At 62.1% G+C, this 13,452-nt stretch carries 13 protein-coding genes; 8 read left to right on the top strand and 5 right to left on the bottom strand.

Going from position 1 to position 13,452, the window contains the following annotated elements:
- Window positions 1-96: 96 nt before the first annotated feature.
- Genes LHFGNBLO_RS15730 through LHFGNBLO_RS15720 form a run of 3 tightly spaced genes read right to left on the bottom strand, consistent with a single transcriptional unit; the run spans window position 97 to window position 2,358 of the window.
- Window positions 97-411 carry a nuclear transport factor 2 family protein gene (locus LHFGNBLO_RS15730; protein ID WP_258608813.1) on the bottom strand — a complete coding sequence of 105 codons (315 nt, stop codon included), beginning with the start codon at window positions 409-411 and terminating at the stop codon, window positions 97-99.
- Window positions 411-1,187, bottom strand: coding sequence for an esterase family protein (locus LHFGNBLO_RS15725; RefSeq protein ID WP_258608811.1), 777 nt, complete (start codon window positions 1,185-1,187; stop codon window positions 411-413). The genes LHFGNBLO_RS15730 and LHFGNBLO_RS15725 overlap by 1 nt, the downstream gene beginning before the upstream one ends.
- Before the next feature lie 4 nt (window positions 1,188-1,191).
- Complete coding sequence (locus tag LHFGNBLO_RS15720) at window positions 1,192-2,358, bottom strand: ATP-grasp domain-containing protein (RefSeq protein WP_258608809.1); 1,167 nt, start codon at window positions 2,356-2,358, stop codon at window positions 1,192-1,194.
- A gap of 416 nt (window positions 2,359-2,774) precedes the next feature.
- On the opposite strand from LHFGNBLO_RS15720, the gene leuA reads away from it, so the two are divergent.
- The 4 genes from leuA (at window position 2,775) to LHFGNBLO_RS15700 (ending at window position 8,098) form a co-directional block, all read left to right on the top strand.
- The gene (gene leuA / locus LHFGNBLO_RS15715; RefSeq protein ID WP_413774690.1) at window positions 2,775-4,535 is read left to right on the top strand and encodes a 2-isopropylmalate synthase; all 1,761 of its coding nucleotides are present in this window, start codon (window positions 2,775-2,777) and stop codon (window positions 4,533-4,535) included.
- A 172-nt stretch (window positions 4,536-4,707) separates the two neighbouring features.
- On the top strand, window positions 4,708-6,480 hold the full coding sequence (locus tag LHFGNBLO_RS15710; protein WP_258608807.1) for a hypothetical protein: 1,773 nt from the start codon (window positions 4,708-4,710) through the stop codon (window positions 6,478-6,480).
- 123 nt (window positions 6,481-6,603) lie between these two features.
- On the top strand, window positions 6,604-7,407 hold the full coding sequence (locus tag LHFGNBLO_RS15705) for an alpha/beta fold hydrolase (protein ID WP_258608798.1): 804 nt from the start codon (window positions 6,604-6,606) through the stop codon (window positions 7,405-7,407).
- Window positions 7,408-7,480: 73 nt separating this feature from the next.
- A complete protein-coding gene (locus tag LHFGNBLO_RS15700) occupies window positions 7,481-8,098 on the top strand; it encodes a hypothetical protein (RefSeq protein WP_258608797.1) in 618 nt (205 codons plus the stop codon).
- Here LHFGNBLO_RS15700 and LHFGNBLO_RS15695 read toward each other — a convergent pair.
- A complete protein-coding gene (locus LHFGNBLO_RS15695) occupies window positions 8,088-9,023 on the bottom strand; it encodes a metallophosphoesterase family protein (protein ID WP_258608796.1) in 936 nt (311 codons plus the stop codon). The two genes, LHFGNBLO_RS15700 and LHFGNBLO_RS15695, sit on opposite strands and share 11 nt — an antisense overlap.
- A gap of 53 nt (window positions 9,024-9,076) precedes the next feature.
- Here LHFGNBLO_RS15695 and LHFGNBLO_RS15690 point away from each other — a divergent pair, with 53 nt between their 5' ends.
- Complete coding sequence (locus LHFGNBLO_RS15690) at window positions 9,077-9,574, top strand: NUDIX domain-containing protein (protein WP_413774720.1); 498 nt, start codon at window positions 9,077-9,079, stop codon at window positions 9,572-9,574.
- A gap of 1 nt (window position 9,575) precedes the next feature.
- Here LHFGNBLO_RS15690 and LHFGNBLO_RS15685 read toward each other — a convergent pair whose 3' ends face one another.
- Window positions 9,576-10,565 (bottom strand): glutathione S-transferase family protein, encoded by a 990-nt coding sequence (locus LHFGNBLO_RS15685; RefSeq protein WP_258608793.1) that lies wholly within the window; start codon window positions 10,563-10,565, stop codon window positions 9,576-9,578.
- A 269-nt stretch (window positions 10,566-10,834) separates the two neighbouring features.
- Here LHFGNBLO_RS15685 and LHFGNBLO_RS15680 point away from each other — a divergent pair, with 269 nt between their 5' ends.
- The 3 genes from LHFGNBLO_RS15680 to LHFGNBLO_RS15670 all read left to right on the top strand — a co-directional run bounded on the left by LHFGNBLO_RS15680 (window position 10,835) and on the right by LHFGNBLO_RS15670 (window position 13,435).
- Window positions 10,835-11,359: a GNAT family N-acetyltransferase gene (locus LHFGNBLO_RS15680; protein ID WP_258608790.1), complete on the top strand. Its 525-nt coding sequence runs from the start codon at window positions 10,835-10,837 to the stop codon at window positions 11,357-11,359.
- 120 nt (window positions 11,360-11,479) lie between these two features.
- Window positions 11,480-12,241, top strand: coding sequence for a 3-hydroxyacyl-CoA dehydrogenase (locus tag LHFGNBLO_RS15675; protein ID WP_258608787.1), 762 nt, complete (start codon window positions 11,480-11,482; stop codon window positions 12,239-12,241).
- A gap of 21 nt (window positions 12,242-12,262) precedes the next feature.
- Window positions 12,263-13,435, top strand: coding sequence for a CaiB/BaiF CoA transferase family protein (locus tag LHFGNBLO_RS15670; protein ID WP_258608785.1), 1,173 nt, complete (start codon window positions 12,263-12,265; stop codon window positions 13,433-13,435).
- The last annotated feature ends 17 nt before the right edge of the window (window positions 13,436-13,452 follow it).

Below are 13,452 nucleotides of genomic sequence, written 5' to 3'. Positions count from 1 at the left end.
CCGGCGTTTCCATAGAAACTTGATGAATGTAGTCATATTTTCACGAATGAGAGACCTGCATCGCACGGGTATGTTCCGCAGCCACGCGACAAATCCTCAGGCGATAACCAGGCTCGAGATGAGATCGCCGTCCAGCGTGAAGGTCATGTCGCCTTCGCCATTGAAGCCGTTGCCCCTCACGGCGATCCGGACGCGATAGGTGCCGTCCACTGCGGCGATGCGGACGATGCTGAGATTGGACTGCACACCGATATTGTCCGACTGGTTCCACTTCGCAATTTGCGCGCGGCCATTGAAAGTGCGGCCCCAGTCGCTGAGGAAAGCGTCGGCCGTGAAAATGTCCAGAAAAGCTTCCGTGTCACCTTCGTTGGTGGCTTCGACAAAGCGGCGAATGGCATCGGGCGTGGTCATCAGTCCAGTCGGTGCATCAGATCGTCATCGAGCCAGCGGGCAAAGAAATAGACCAATTGCTTGTGCCACCACGGCCAGTCATGGGCGACGTCGCCGCCCCAATAGTCGACCCATGCGGGGATAGATTTGTCGCGCAGGATCTGCTCCAGCGCATGCGTCTCGACCAGCATCCGTTCTTCCCAGGCGCCCTGCCCGCAGCAGAAGATCAACCGCAGCGCCTTCAGCCGGGCAAGCAGTTTCTGGTCGACGATGCCGGGCAGATAGTCGAGCGGCGAGTTGAAGAAAATGTCGCCGTCGAGCGCCTTGCCGAAGAAGTCGCGGGTCGAATAGACGCCCGACAGCGCGATCACCCCGCTGGCCAGTTCCGGAAAACGGAACACGAAGTTCGACGAGTGGTAGCCGCCCATCGAACAGCCGCAGAACAACGGCTTCAGCGCCCGCCCGCCATTTGCCTCTGAGGCTGTGGACTGCAATTCCGGCAACGCCTCTTCGCGCACATAGCGGAAATAGGCTTCATGGCGGCCGATGCGATGGGCGGGATCGGCATGCTTGTCGAAGAAGGATTCCGAATCGATGCCGTCGAGCGTGAACAGCTGGATGCGGCCGGTGTCGATGAAGTCGGCTAGCGCCCCGACCCCGCCGGAATCCTCGAACTGATAGAACCGGCCCTGCGAGGTCGGGAACACCACCACCGGCCTGCCGGCATGGCCGTAGCGCTTATATTCCATGTCGCGACCAAGGTTGCGGCTGGACCCCTTGTGATAGGAGATGTCCATTGGCTCACGCCTTTTCCGCGTGGATATAGTCGACCGCCTGGCGCAGCGCCTTTGGATCCTTGGAACGCATCTGGTAGGCGTAGTTTCCCATGGCGCGGCTGAAAACCTCTTCTATCGGCTGATGGTGGACGATCTTGTCGCCGTGGGCGGCTAGCACGTCCGCATGGCTGTGCAAATAGTGGAGGTGGCGCTTGCGGCTGGCATAGGCGGTGAAATACTTGCCCTTGTAGGGCCCGCCGGCGGCATCCTTCACCACCATGTCGGCCCATGCGCCGTAGACGTCGATGTCGAACGTGTAGTTGATCGCATCGGTCATCCAGGCGCCAGGCGGCCGCATGTTGACCTCCAGCGCGATGACACGGTTGTCCTGCGTCTCGAACAGCTCGATGTGGAAGAACCGCTCGCGCACGTCGAATGCCTTCAGGATTTTCCTGCCGGCCTCTTCCACCGCTGGGCTGATTTCGGGAAAGCAGGTGTAGCTCATGTGGCGATCCCGGTTGACCACCTCCATGACGCTCTGGTCGTAACGGTGGCTGGCGGCCAGCACCACCTCGCCGTCGCGATTGACCAGCCCGTCGAAGGTCACCACCAGCCCTTCGATGAACTGTTCCATGACGAAGCTGACATCCTCCGGCTTGTCCTTGAAGAACTGGTCGAGTTCCCGGGTGTTGGAAATCTTGTAGGTATTCGAGGCGCCGGAGCCGGAATCCGGTTTCACCACCACAGGGTAGCCGACACGGCGGATGAAAGTCATGGCGCCGGCGCGGTCGGAGCATTTGCGCTGCGGGATGGTCTCGACACCGCTCTTGCGGAAGAAGGCGCGCATGCGGCTCTTGCGCTTCAAATTCTTCACGAAATCGAGCTTGGTGCCGAAGATGTTGAAGTCTGTGCGGATGTTGGCTTCCAGCTCCAGCCAGTGCTCGTTGAGCGATTCAAAGCGGTCGATACGGCCCCATTTATGGATGAAATGGCCCATTGCCCGAAACACCGGCTCGTAGTCCTCCATGTCGGCGATACGGTAGTATTCCGAAAGCGCTGCCTTGAGCTTGCCGTCCAGCGCGTCGAAGGGCGCATCGCCGATGCCGAGCACCGTGGCGCCGGCCTTTTTCAGCCGGTCGCAGAAATCGGCGCCGTTGGCTGGAAAATGTGGCGAGAAAAACACGAAATTCATGGATGACCCCTCCCGGCAGCGAAGCAATACAGCCCCGTCGACGTGCAAGTTTGGCGTATTTGCCGCGCGTGTGGAAGAGCGCTGCGGGCAAGCGACAGAACGGCCCACTTGCCTGTCTTTGGCCGCTCCTGTATGAGAACCGTCATGAACACGCGCCCCGCATCGAACTCGACCCGTCAGACCGGCTTTGCCGGCGAGACCATGCGCGCGCTCGCTTCCACCCTGCTGCTTCTCGGCCTTATCGGCGATCGCCGGGTTCGCTGAAGGAGCGCCCGGCGGTCGAACCGCCGCTCACGCACGCTCCTTGGCCAGTCTCAAAATTGGCAAGTCACATCAAGCGAATGAAATCTGGTAAAGGCGCCGCTCGGCATCAATCCGCCTGAAGGTGGACCCGCGAGCCGCCGGGAGAAATGACGATGAACGCACGAGAAGAGATCCGTCCAAATGCCGAGAAAACCGGCAAGGATGCGACACGGGACATGCCAGAGGCAGCCCGGGGCATGCCGGACGCTGCCCGCAAATATCAGCCCTATCCGACCGTCGGTCTCACCGATCGCACCTGGCCTTCGAAGGTCATCGACAAGGCGCCGATCTGGTGCTCGGTCGACCTGCGCGACGGCAATCAGGCGCTGATCGATCCGATGGGCCATGAGCGCAAGGCGCGCATGTTCGCCCTGCTGCTCGACATGGGTTTCAAGGAGATCGAGATCGGCTTCCCGTCGGCCTCGCAGACCGATTTCGATTTCGCCCGCTGGTGCATCGAAGAAGGCAATGTTCCTGCCGATGTCTCGCTGCAGGTGCTGGTGCAGTGCCGGCCGGAGCTGATCACCCGCACCTTCGAGGCGCTCAAGGGCGCCACCAACCCGATCGTCCATTTCTACAATTCGACCAGCGAATTGCAGCGCCGTGTCGTCTTCGAGAAGGACGTCGCCGGCATCAAGCGGATCGCCACCGATGCGGCCAAGATGATCACCGACATGGCAGCGAAGGCCGGCGGCGGCTTTCGCTTCGAATACTCGCCGGAAAGCTTCACCGGCACCGAGCTCGAAGTGGCGCTGGAAATCTGCAACGCCGTCACTGAGATCGTGAAGCCGACGGCAGACAACAAGCTGATCATCAACCTGCCGTCCACGGTCGAGATGTCGACACCCAACATCTATGCCGACCGCATAGAATGGATGTGCCGCAACCTGGACAACCGCGACAGCCTGTTGATTTCGCTGCATCCGCACAACGATCGCGGCACCGGCATCGCCACCACCGAACTCGGCCTGATGGCGGGTGCCGACCGCGTCGAAGGCACGCTGTTCGGCAATGGCGAGCGCACCGGGAATGTCGACATCGTCACGCTGGCGCTCAATATGTACACGCAAGGCGTCGATCCCGGACTGGATTGCTCCGACATCAACCGGATGAAGGACGTCTACGAATATTCGAACCAGCTGAAGATCCCCGAGCGCCACCCTTATGTCGGCGAGCTCGTCTATACGGCCTTTTCCGGTTCGCATCAGGACGCCATCAACAAGGGCATGAAGGCGCTGCGCAAGGCCAACACGCCGCACTGGGAAGTACCATATCTGCCGATCGATCCGGCCGATGTCGGCCGCAACTACGAAGCGATCATCCGCATCAACTCACAGTCCGGCAAAGGTGGCATCGCCTATGTGCTGCAGGCGGACTATGGCCTCAACCTGCCGCGCAACCTGCAGATCGAATTCAGCCAGCACATCCAGGCGATCACCGACGCCGAAGGCAAGGAGGTGCCGGCCAGGCGCATCTACGAGCGCTTTCTCGAAACCTATGTCGACCAACCCGGTGGGCGGCTGAAATTCCTCGACCACCACACCTATCCGGACACCGAGACCAAGGGCAGGCGGGTGGTGGAGGCAATCATCCTCGACAAGGGCAAGGAGATGACGATCACCGGCTCCGGCACCGGCCCGATCGACGGTTTCGTCGATGCGCTGTCGCGCCATGTCGGCGTGGAGATGTCGGTCCTCGATTATTCCGAGCATTCCATGCAGCGCGGCTCGAATGCCTCGGCGATCTCCTATGTCGAGATGGAATATCCCGGTGGCAAGCTGTTCGGCGCCGGCATCAACACCAACATCGTCGCCGCATCGCTGGAAGCAGTGGTTTCGGCAGCCAACCGCATCGTCGGCCGCAAGGGCGGCTGAGCTTTTACGTCTGCGCATGATCCGGGCATCTCCGGTTTTCCGGGTCATGCGTTAACCCACCGGGAAATATCTGGTGGGGTACGTGATCGCATAATGCATGCATGCTTGTATGGCACTGTAGGCACTATATGATCCCAACCTTAACCTGTGCCGACTTCGAGAGGATCGACACTTGCAGCATGCCACGCCTGCCGCCCCCGCAGTGCGCGAGACGTTGGAGCGATTGCTTGCCAGCGAAACGTTCGGGAGATCCGAACGCGCGCGAAAACTGCTGCGCTATCTCGTCGAGCGCGAGCAGGCAGGCGAAGCCGACAGGCTCAAGGGCTTTTCCATCGCCATGGACGTTTTCGGCAAGGACGGCGATTTCGATCCGTCGACCGATGCCGTGGTCAGGGTGCAGGCGGGCAGGCTGCGCGAGCTTTTGCAGCATTATTTCGCCAACGAAGGCGTTGCCGAACCTGTCCGCATCGCCATTCCGCGCGGCGGCTATGTTCCATCCTATGAACTCAACGCCATTCGCTTGCCGGTCGGACAAGAGCCGGTCGAACAAGCAGCGGCGGTGACCGCCCTGTCCGAGCTGTCTGAAGAGCCCGGCGTCGGCGCTCCTGCTTCTTTGATGTCTTCGACAGTTCCCGAGCCGGTGCCTTCGTTGGCGCGCCATCTCCAGCTCTTCTGGGGCGCGATGGCTCTGGTCATCGCCATGCTGGGTGTGCTGATCCTTCGCCAAAGCGGCGATGTCTTGCTCAACAGCGATGAAGCAGCCTCGGCAATCGAGACCGCAGCGGCAACGAGCAGCATAGCAACGCCTCCGGTGGAGACCTTGCCCCTGGTCTATATCGCCGCGAAAGCCGATGGCGCCGAGGCTGCCCGTGTTGCTGCATCGTTGCGCGCCGGCCTTGCCGGCTTTGACACCATCGACTTCATCGGACGCGACGCCCACGGCCCGCCCGACCCGATCACCGACGCCACCAGTTTCGTATTCGATATCCTGCCGGGGCCAGCGGCGGGCGATGTCACGCTCGAACTTCAGAGCGTCGCGACCGGCCGCGTGTTGCTGTCACGCAATTTGACCGCCGCCGACAGCGCCCCCGCCGCCGTCGAGGACAGTATCGCCAACATCTTGAGTTCGACCATTCCCGCCTCTGGAACGATCTACGGCTATATCGAACAGAGCGGCATTGGGACCGGCCTAACCGAATGTCTGGTGCTCAACGACAAATACTATCTCGATCAGAGCGCCAAGAGCCATGAGGCTGCCTATCGCTGTCTCGAAAACCTGGCCAACAGGGACGCAAAGTCGTCGCTGGTCTATTCGGAACTCGCGTCCCTGCATCTTGAGGCGGTAACCGATCACTACGCCTATCCGCCCGGTGCAACGGTCGAACAGGCGATGTCGTTCGCCCATCGCGCCGTACAGATGGGACCGACGAGCCCCTATGCGCATCGCGCCTATGGCTACCTCAATTCGCGCCTCGGCAATTCCGAAGAATCGATCCGCTGGATGCACAAGGCCTACGAGCTCAACCCATACGACCTCGGCATGGCCGCGGCTTATGGCTATGGACTGATTTTCGCCGGTAAATACGCAGAGGGAACACCGATCCTTGCTCACGCGGTCGATACCGCCAGCGGCCATCCTACCTGGTGGGATTTCGGGCTCTTTGTCGGTGAGTTCATGCTGGGCAACATGGACAAGGCCGCGCTTGCCAGCGATGCATTGCGAACGACAGCAACGAAATCGCATTATCTGGCTGCGCGGCTGATCGGCGCGAAAGCCGCCGGCCGCGATCAACTGGCAAGCAAACTCGTGGACGAACTGACTGCCAAATTTCCGAAATTCGCCGCCGATCCACGCGCGACTTTCGTCGACAGAAAATATCCGGCCGACCTGACCGACCGGCTGATCGAGGCTCTGCACGCAGCCGGGCTTGGCAATGCCAGCTAGTTTCTTTTAAACTGCGCACTGAGCGCGGAAGTTTTACTGACCATCGTTCTTGACAAAGAGCGATCCAGCCACAATTTAAAACTCGGTGTTCTGCCCGATCTTGCAACGAAATCATACATTTTCATGATCTCATCTCTTTACGCTGCCGAACGGGGCACCGGCTCGAAGACGATCGTCTTCTTGCACGGCTTCGGCGGCAGCCACGAAGTCTGGCGCGAGGTAACCTCGGCGCTGTTGCCTGGGATTCGGGCCCTATCCTATGACCTTCCTGGCCATGGCCTATCCCTCGATTTTCCGGGCAGCGGTCCCGCCAAGACGGCCGCCCGGGCCGTTCTCGCGGATATAGCCGCGCGCGGACTAAAAAGGGTGCATCTCGTCGGCCATTCGATGGGTGGAGCGGTGGCAACGCTGATTGCATTGGCCGAGCCCGAAAAAATAGCATCGCTGACGCTTTTGGCGCCGGGTGGTTTTGGGACGGAGATCAATGGACCGCTGTTGCGCCGCTACGCCGCGGCTGCCGACAAGGATGAAGTTCGCGCTTGCCTCGCTGCGATGTCCGGACCGCAAAGCCTGCCTTCGGAGCGCATTGTCGATATTCTTGCCGACATGCGCCGGCGTCCCGGTCAGTTGCAGAAACTTGTCGAAATCGCGGCCGCCATGACCAGGGACGATCGACAGGGTGTCATCCCGCGCGAACAATTCGACACGCTGAACATGCCGGTCATGGTGGTCTGGGGAACAGACGATGCGGTGCTGCCCTTCACTCAGGCCGATGATCTGCCGGTGCATTTTCACCTGCATCATGTGCTGAAGGCCGGTCATATGCTGGTCGAGGAAGCGCCAGGCCTGATTGCCGAGGTCGTGCGCCGCAATATGAACCGCCGCAGCAGGCGCCCACGTCCGGGGCTTGAGACAGCGACGGGCTGACCGCAACACGCCAGTGCAATTTGCCGGCGGCTGTGTTAACTCGCTGTTAACCAGACCCGCGAGGCAAATGCCGATGAAGGACACAGGCGAGAAAATCACCCCCATCGTTCAGTCGCACAAACTGTCCGATGCCATTCGCGACGTGAAGAATGCATTCGCCGACCGCGACGATGTCGTGGTCGACATGCGCGAGGCGCATCGCATGCGGCTCGATTTGCTTGCCGCCGAACTTGCCCCCGTCTTCGCGGAGGTGCCGGCCGACATGGACAATTTCGACTTCGCCGTGTCGTCCGGTCTGCAGCCGCGCCTGTGGATCGATGCCGTCAGCCATGTCGCCATGGGGCGCGATCGCCGCACCTATCGCTTCCTCAGGGATACGCGCGTCGGCCGTGTGGTGCTCGCCGAATCGACCGATATGAAACCCGTTGCCGATCAGGTGACGCGCTATCTGGCGGAGCGCGTCGTCGAGCGCCAGCGGATGATGGAAGGCGGAGTCGAGCAGGCTGTCGCCGGCATGAGACGCGCTGCCGCGCCGGAAGCCGAGCCGCCGCTGCAATCCGCCACGCGCGGCAATGGCTGGTCGACCTTCTTTTCCGGCCTCGGCGTGATCACCGCCGGCGCGCTTGTCGGGCTGGCCGTGTCGGCCGCGCTGTTCTGGGATCGCCTCATGGCGATGAAAATCAGCTTTTGATCAGTGGCCGGGATGCTTCGGTATCCGCGCCAAGCTCCAGCACCTGCAGATCGGAAGGCGGTATGGCCGGCCCCGTCAGGCCGCGTCGCGTCAGCCTGATCCGCCAGTCGCCCTTCTCGCCGTCGATATCGAGCAGATTGTACTGTGCTGCCGGGTTCCTGCCGCCAGGCGCCTGCCCAGCGGCAGCAACACCGACGATCGGAATTCTGGCGCCGCGTCCGCCGATGAAGAACAGCGACGGCAGATGCGAATGGCCGTGTAGCACGAGTTCGGCCCCGTGCCGGTGAACGGTCTTGTGGAAGCGGGCGATGCCGAACAGCCGCTTATACTGAGAAACGGCGCCGCGCACTGGCGGATGGTGGATCATGATCACCCGGAACAAGTCGCGCTTGGCCGTTGCGTCGAGCACCGTGCCCAGCCTTTTGGCCTGGCCTTCGAGAAAAAAGCCGTTGGCCATGAACGGGGCCGTGGCACGCGCTGTCGAGACACCGATCAGTGCGACATTGCCGCGCACGCGCAGATAGGGAAAGGCGTTGCGATCGACCGGAGTGCTGACGCCGTCGCCGCTCATCCACGCCGCCCAGGACCGGCAGGTCTTGTCGAAGGCGCCTGGCACATAGGCGTCGTGGTTTCCCGGAACGACCGACACGTCATCGGGAGAGCCCAGCGTCTCAAGCCAGTGTTTGGCCATCTCGATCTCGCCATCGAGCGCCAGATTGACCAGATCGCCGGTCACAGCGAGGTGGTCGGGTGCGCTCGCCTTCATGTCGGCGACGATCGTGTCGATGACGGCGTCGTGCATATGGCGGCGGCGATTGCGCTGCCAGTTGACGTAGCCGACCACGCGCTTGGAGGCGAGATCGCGATAGGTTACATCGGGGAGTGGCCCCAGATGGACATCGGAAATATGCGCGAGCCTGAACATTCCTCCTTCATAAGCGACGCGCCCCCCGCTTTCCACTCACGGTTTCAAGGATGATGGCGACCAATACGGAGGCCGCTTTCCGCCAGACCGGTTGGGCCGGTCTCAGGGCAAGGCTGTTCCACCTCTATTTCGTGCTGCGGCGACCAATGACGCTCGGTGTGCGCGGCCTGATCCATGACCGTACTGCCAATTCCGTCTTCCTCATCCGCCACACCTACGTTCCGGGCTGGCAGTTTCCGGGCGGTGGCGTCGAGGTCGGCGAGACACTGGCCGAGGCGCTGGCGCGTGAGCTGGCCGAAGAAGGCAACATCGCCTTGACCGCCCCACCAGTGCTGAAATCGATGCATTTCAACCGCCGCTCCAGCCGCCGCGACCATGTCGGCCTCTACCTGATCGAACACTTCAACCAGGCCGCACCCAAATTGCCGGACCACGAGATCGCCGAAGGCCGCTTCTTCCCACTCGACAGTCTGCCGAAAGAAACAACGCCGGCGACGCTACGGCGGATCGCTGAAGTGCTTGGCGGCGAACCACCCTCGCCCTACTGGTAGATCAAGCGGCCTTCCTGAACCGCGTCCGATCATGCAGCGCGGCATAGTCCAGTTCGGGCCCTACCGGGACGATCCGCGTCGGGTTGATCGTCTCGTGGCTACCGTAATAATGCGCCTTGATGTGGTGCAGATTCACCGTGCCCGCGACGCGAGGTACTTGGTAAAGATCGCGCAGATAGTTCGACAGGTTCGGATAGTCGGCAATGCGGCGCAGATTGCATTTGAAATGGCCGACATAGACGGGATCGAAGCGCACCAGCGTGGTGAACAGCCGCCAGTCGGCCTCGGTGATCCGGTCGCCGACCAGATAGCGCTGGCGTGACAGGCGATCCTCCAGCGTATCGAGTGCCGAGAACAACTCGCCAAATGCTTCTTCATAGGCGCCTTGTGTGGTGGCGAAGCCGGTTCGATAGACGCCGTTGTTGACCGAGGGATAGACCAGCACATTGATGCGGTCGATCTCGCCTCGCAGCGCTTTCGGATAGAAATCGAGACTGGCATCGCCCCATGCGTCGAAGGCCGAATTGAGCATCCGGATGATCTCGGAGGATTCGTTGGAGACAATTGTCTGCTCTCGTTTGTCCCACAGCACCGGCACCGTCACCCGGCCCGAATAGGTAGGATCGGCCTTGGTGTAGATCTGATGCAGGAAGTCGAGACCATAAAGCGTGTCGCCGGTGGCGCCGTCTTCCGCCAGGAATGTCCAGCCGTTCGCGCCCATGAAATGATGCACGATCGAAACGGAGATGATGCCTTCGAGCTTTTTCAGCGCCCGAAAGATCAGCGTCCGGTGCGCCCACGGACAGGCAAGCGAGACATAGAGATGATAGCGGCCAGGCTCGGCCTTGAAGCCGTGGCTGCGGTCTTGCGCCGGCGCACCGTCGACGGTGATCCAGTCACGCCACTGCGCCTGCGTCCGCACGAACTTGCCGCCGCTGGCTTTGGTGTCATACCAGCGATCCTGCCATCTGCCTTCGACCAGCAATCCCATGCAATGCCCTTTCGTCTTTGTGCCCATATAGGCGCAAAGCAGCCGTGCCGAAGTCGCCAGGCACTGAACAGACCGTCACTCGGCGGGGGCGGCTGACGAAAACGGCTGATTGCGGAGGCTGACAATTGGTGCTAGCGGAAAATCCGCATGTTCGACTTTGCTTTGATCCGGTTCGACCGACGACGAAAGGGCGCCCGCGCTTGATGCGCTGACTGGCGAACGCTGCCGCTTGCAGCAAACCTTTCCTCGTAGACCGGAACGCAAAGACCATGAGCCTTGCCGACGTGAAATACCTGCCGGAAACTCCGGCGCATGACCCCCAAGTCGAAGCCATCAACGAAGAAGCCTTCGGGCCGGGTCGTTTCGTGCTGGCCGCCTACAAGATCCGCGAGGCAGGCCCGCATGAGCGCGCCCTGTCTTTCGTGGCCGTCGATGGCGACATCGTCGTCGCCTCTGTGCGGATGACGCGCATCGCCGCCGGCTCTGGCCGTGCACTGATGCTCGGGCCGCTCGCCGTACGGCCGGCCTTCAAGAATCTCGGTATCGGCCGCCGGCTGGTGGCGATCGCGCTGGAGGCCGCTGGCAAGGCCGGCGTGCCGGCCGTGATGCTCGTCGGCGACGAGCCTTACTATGGCCCGCTTGGCTTCAAGAAAATCCCGCGCGGGCAGATCTCCATGCCGCGCCCGGTCGATCTTGACCGGCTGCTGTCGCATGAGATCGAACCGGGCGCCGTGGCGCGGCTCTCAGGTGAGGTCTGCCATGCCGACCTGGCGCGGATTGCCGCCATCGCCTGACAGGTTGCGCCTCCGCTCTGTGTTTTCGAATCTATTGCATCGGTCCGAAAATCGATTCCGATCTTCGGACCGATGCAATAGGCTTCGCAGCATGATCCTGAGAGGTTGGAGGATACCGGTATGAACCCGAATGGCCAGATTGCGATCGTCACCGGCGGCGGCTCTGGCCTCGGCGAGGCGACAGCCCGCGCTCTTGCCGCGAAAGGCGCCGACGTCGCCATATTCGATATCGGCATCGACCGGGCAGCGAAGGTGGCGGGCGACATCGGCGGTATCGCCGTCCAATGCGACGTGAGCAGCGCCGACAGTGGTGCCGCAGCAGTCGCGGAGGTGGAAAAGAGGCTCGGCGCACCGCGCATCCTGGTCAATTGCGCCGGCATCGCCATCGGTGTGAAAACCATCGGCAAGGAGGGTCCGCACCCGCTGGAACAATACCGCAAGGTCATCGAGATCAACCTCATCGGCACCTTCAACATGATCCGCCTTGTTGCCGACCGCGCTGCGAAGCTCGAGCCCCTGCAGGGCGGCGAGCGCGGCGTCGTCGTCAACACCGCATCGGTCGCCGCCTATGACGGCCAGATCGGCCAGGCCGCCTATTCGGCGTCCAAGGGCGGAGTCGTCGGCATGACGCTGCCGGTGGCCCGCGACCTGGCCCGCTCAGGCATTCGCGTCTGCACCATCGCGCCCGGCATCTTCAAGACACCGATGATGGCCGGCATGCCGCAGGACGTCCAGGATTCGCTGGGGGCTGCGGTGCCCTTCCCGTCGCGTCTGGGTGAGCCTTCCGAATATGCGGCACTTGTGCTCCATATCGTCGAGAACCAGATGCTGAACGGCGAGACCATCCGCCTCGATGGCGCCATTCGCATGGCGCCGAAGTAGCCAGCCATGAGTGCCCCGGCCGTGAGTACCGACGTCTCCGGCTCGGCCAAGACCGGCCCGCTCGCCGGCCTGACGGTGATCGAGATGGCCGGGCTTGGGCCCGTGCCGCTGGCCGGCCTGATGCTGTCGGAAATGGGAGCCGAGGTGTTGCGCATCGAGCGCGCCGGTTCGAGCCGGCCGTTCCTGTCGCTGCCGGAGGAATACGATCTGGACCGCCACGGCCGCTCTATCCTGCGGATCGATCTGAAGCGCCGGGAAGGCACCGAGCTGGTGCTGCGCCTTGCCGAACGTGCCGACATGTTGGTCGAAGGCTTTCGTCCTGGCGTGATGGAGCGGCTGGGTCTCGGGCCGGACACCGCACTGGCACGCAACCCGGCGCTGATCTACGGCCGCATGACCGGCTTCGGCCAGCACGGACCGCTTTCGGGTCGCGCCGGCCACGACATCACCTATCTCGCCTATTCCGGCGTGCTGCACGCCATCGGCCAGGAAGCAGGCCGGCCAGTCCCGCCGCTCAACCTCGTCGCCGACTATGGCGGCGGTGCCATGATGTTGATTGCCGGCGCCCTCGCCGCGCTGTTCCAGCGCTCGCGCACCGGCAAGGGCCAGGTGATCGACGCGGCAATGGTCGAGGGTGCTTCAATGCTGGCGACACCTGTGCATGCCTTAATGGCGGCAGGTCTATGGAGCGATACGCGTGGCGCGAACGTGCTCGATTCCGGCGCGCCTTTCTATGATACCTATGAGACGGCGGACGGACGGCACATCGCCGTCGGTTGCCTTGAGCCCCGATTCTTCGCCGAATTCGCAAAACTGCTGCCGCTCGACGAGCGTTTTGTCCGCGGACAATACGACAGGACATTGTGGCGAGAGATGCGCGCAGCCATTGCAGATCGGGTCAGGCAAAAGTCGCGCGATGACTGGGCCGGTCTGTTTGCCGAGACCGATGCCTGCGTTGCGCCGGTGCTGTCATTGCGGGAGGCCAGGGATCATCCTCATAATCGTGCTCGCAACGCCTTTGTGAAGGCCGGCGGGCTTGAGCGCCCAGCGCCCGCGCCGCGCTTCTCGGGCTCCCAACCGACGCCTGCCACCATGCCGGCCGATGACAACTGTCGGCCGGCGATCGTGCTGGCGCGCTTCGGCATTGCGGAAAGCGAGACTGAAGCCCTTGTCAGATCCGGTCTGATTGGTTGATAACCGGACAAGAAAAT

Source organism: Mesorhizobium sp. AR10 (genome assembly GCF_024746795.1).
Taxonomy (GTDB): Bacteria; Pseudomonadota; Alphaproteobacteria; order Rhizobiales; family Rhizobiaceae; genus Mesorhizobium.
Note: the sequence above shows the minus strand (reverse complement) of the source record. Positions and strands in the feature narration are given on the sequence as shown.

Bases quoted from the DNA above. Each gene is read 5' to 3' on its own strand.
- LHFGNBLO_RS15690 (WP_413774720.1), top strand. From the start codon at position 9,077: ATGGCGACCAATACGGAGGCCGCTTTCCGCCAGACCGGTTGGGCCGGT.
- LHFGNBLO_RS15700 (WP_258608797.1), top strand. From the start codon at position 7,481: ATGAAGGACACAGGCGAGAAAATCACCCCCATCGTTCAGTCGCACAAA.
- leuA (WP_413774690.1), top strand. From the start codon at position 2,775: ATGAACGCACGAGAAGAGATCCGTCCAAATGCCGAGAAAACCGGCAAG.
- LHFGNBLO_RS15685 (WP_258608793.1), bottom strand. From the start codon at position 10,565: ATGGGATTGCTGGTCGAAGGCAGATGGCAGGATCGCTGGTATGACACC.
- LHFGNBLO_RS15705 (WP_258608798.1), top strand. From the start codon at position 6,604: ATGATCTCATCTCTTTACGCTGCCGAACGGGGCACCGGCTCGAAGACG.
- LHFGNBLO_RS15675 (WP_258608787.1), top strand. From the start codon at position 11,480: ATGAACCCGAATGGCCAGATTGCGATCGTCACCGGCGGCGGCTCTGGC.
- LHFGNBLO_RS15725 (WP_258608811.1), bottom strand. From the start codon at position 1,187: ATGGACATCTCCTATCACAAGGGGTCCAGCCGCAACCTTGGTCGCGAC.
- LHFGNBLO_RS15730 (WP_258608813.1), bottom strand. From the start codon at position 411: ATGACCACGCCCGATGCCATTCGCCGCTTTGTCGAAGCCACCAACGAA.
- LHFGNBLO_RS15720 (WP_258608809.1), bottom strand. From the start codon at position 2,358: ATGAATTTCGTGTTTTTCTCGCCACATTTTCCAGCCAACGGCGCCGAT.
- LHFGNBLO_RS15695 (WP_258608796.1), bottom strand. From the start codon at position 9,023: ATGTTCAGGCTCGCGCATATTTCCGATGTCCATCTGGGGCCACTCCCC.
- LHFGNBLO_RS15680 (WP_258608790.1), top strand. From the start codon at position 10,835: ATGAGCCTTGCCGACGTGAAATACCTGCCGGAAACTCCGGCGCATGAC.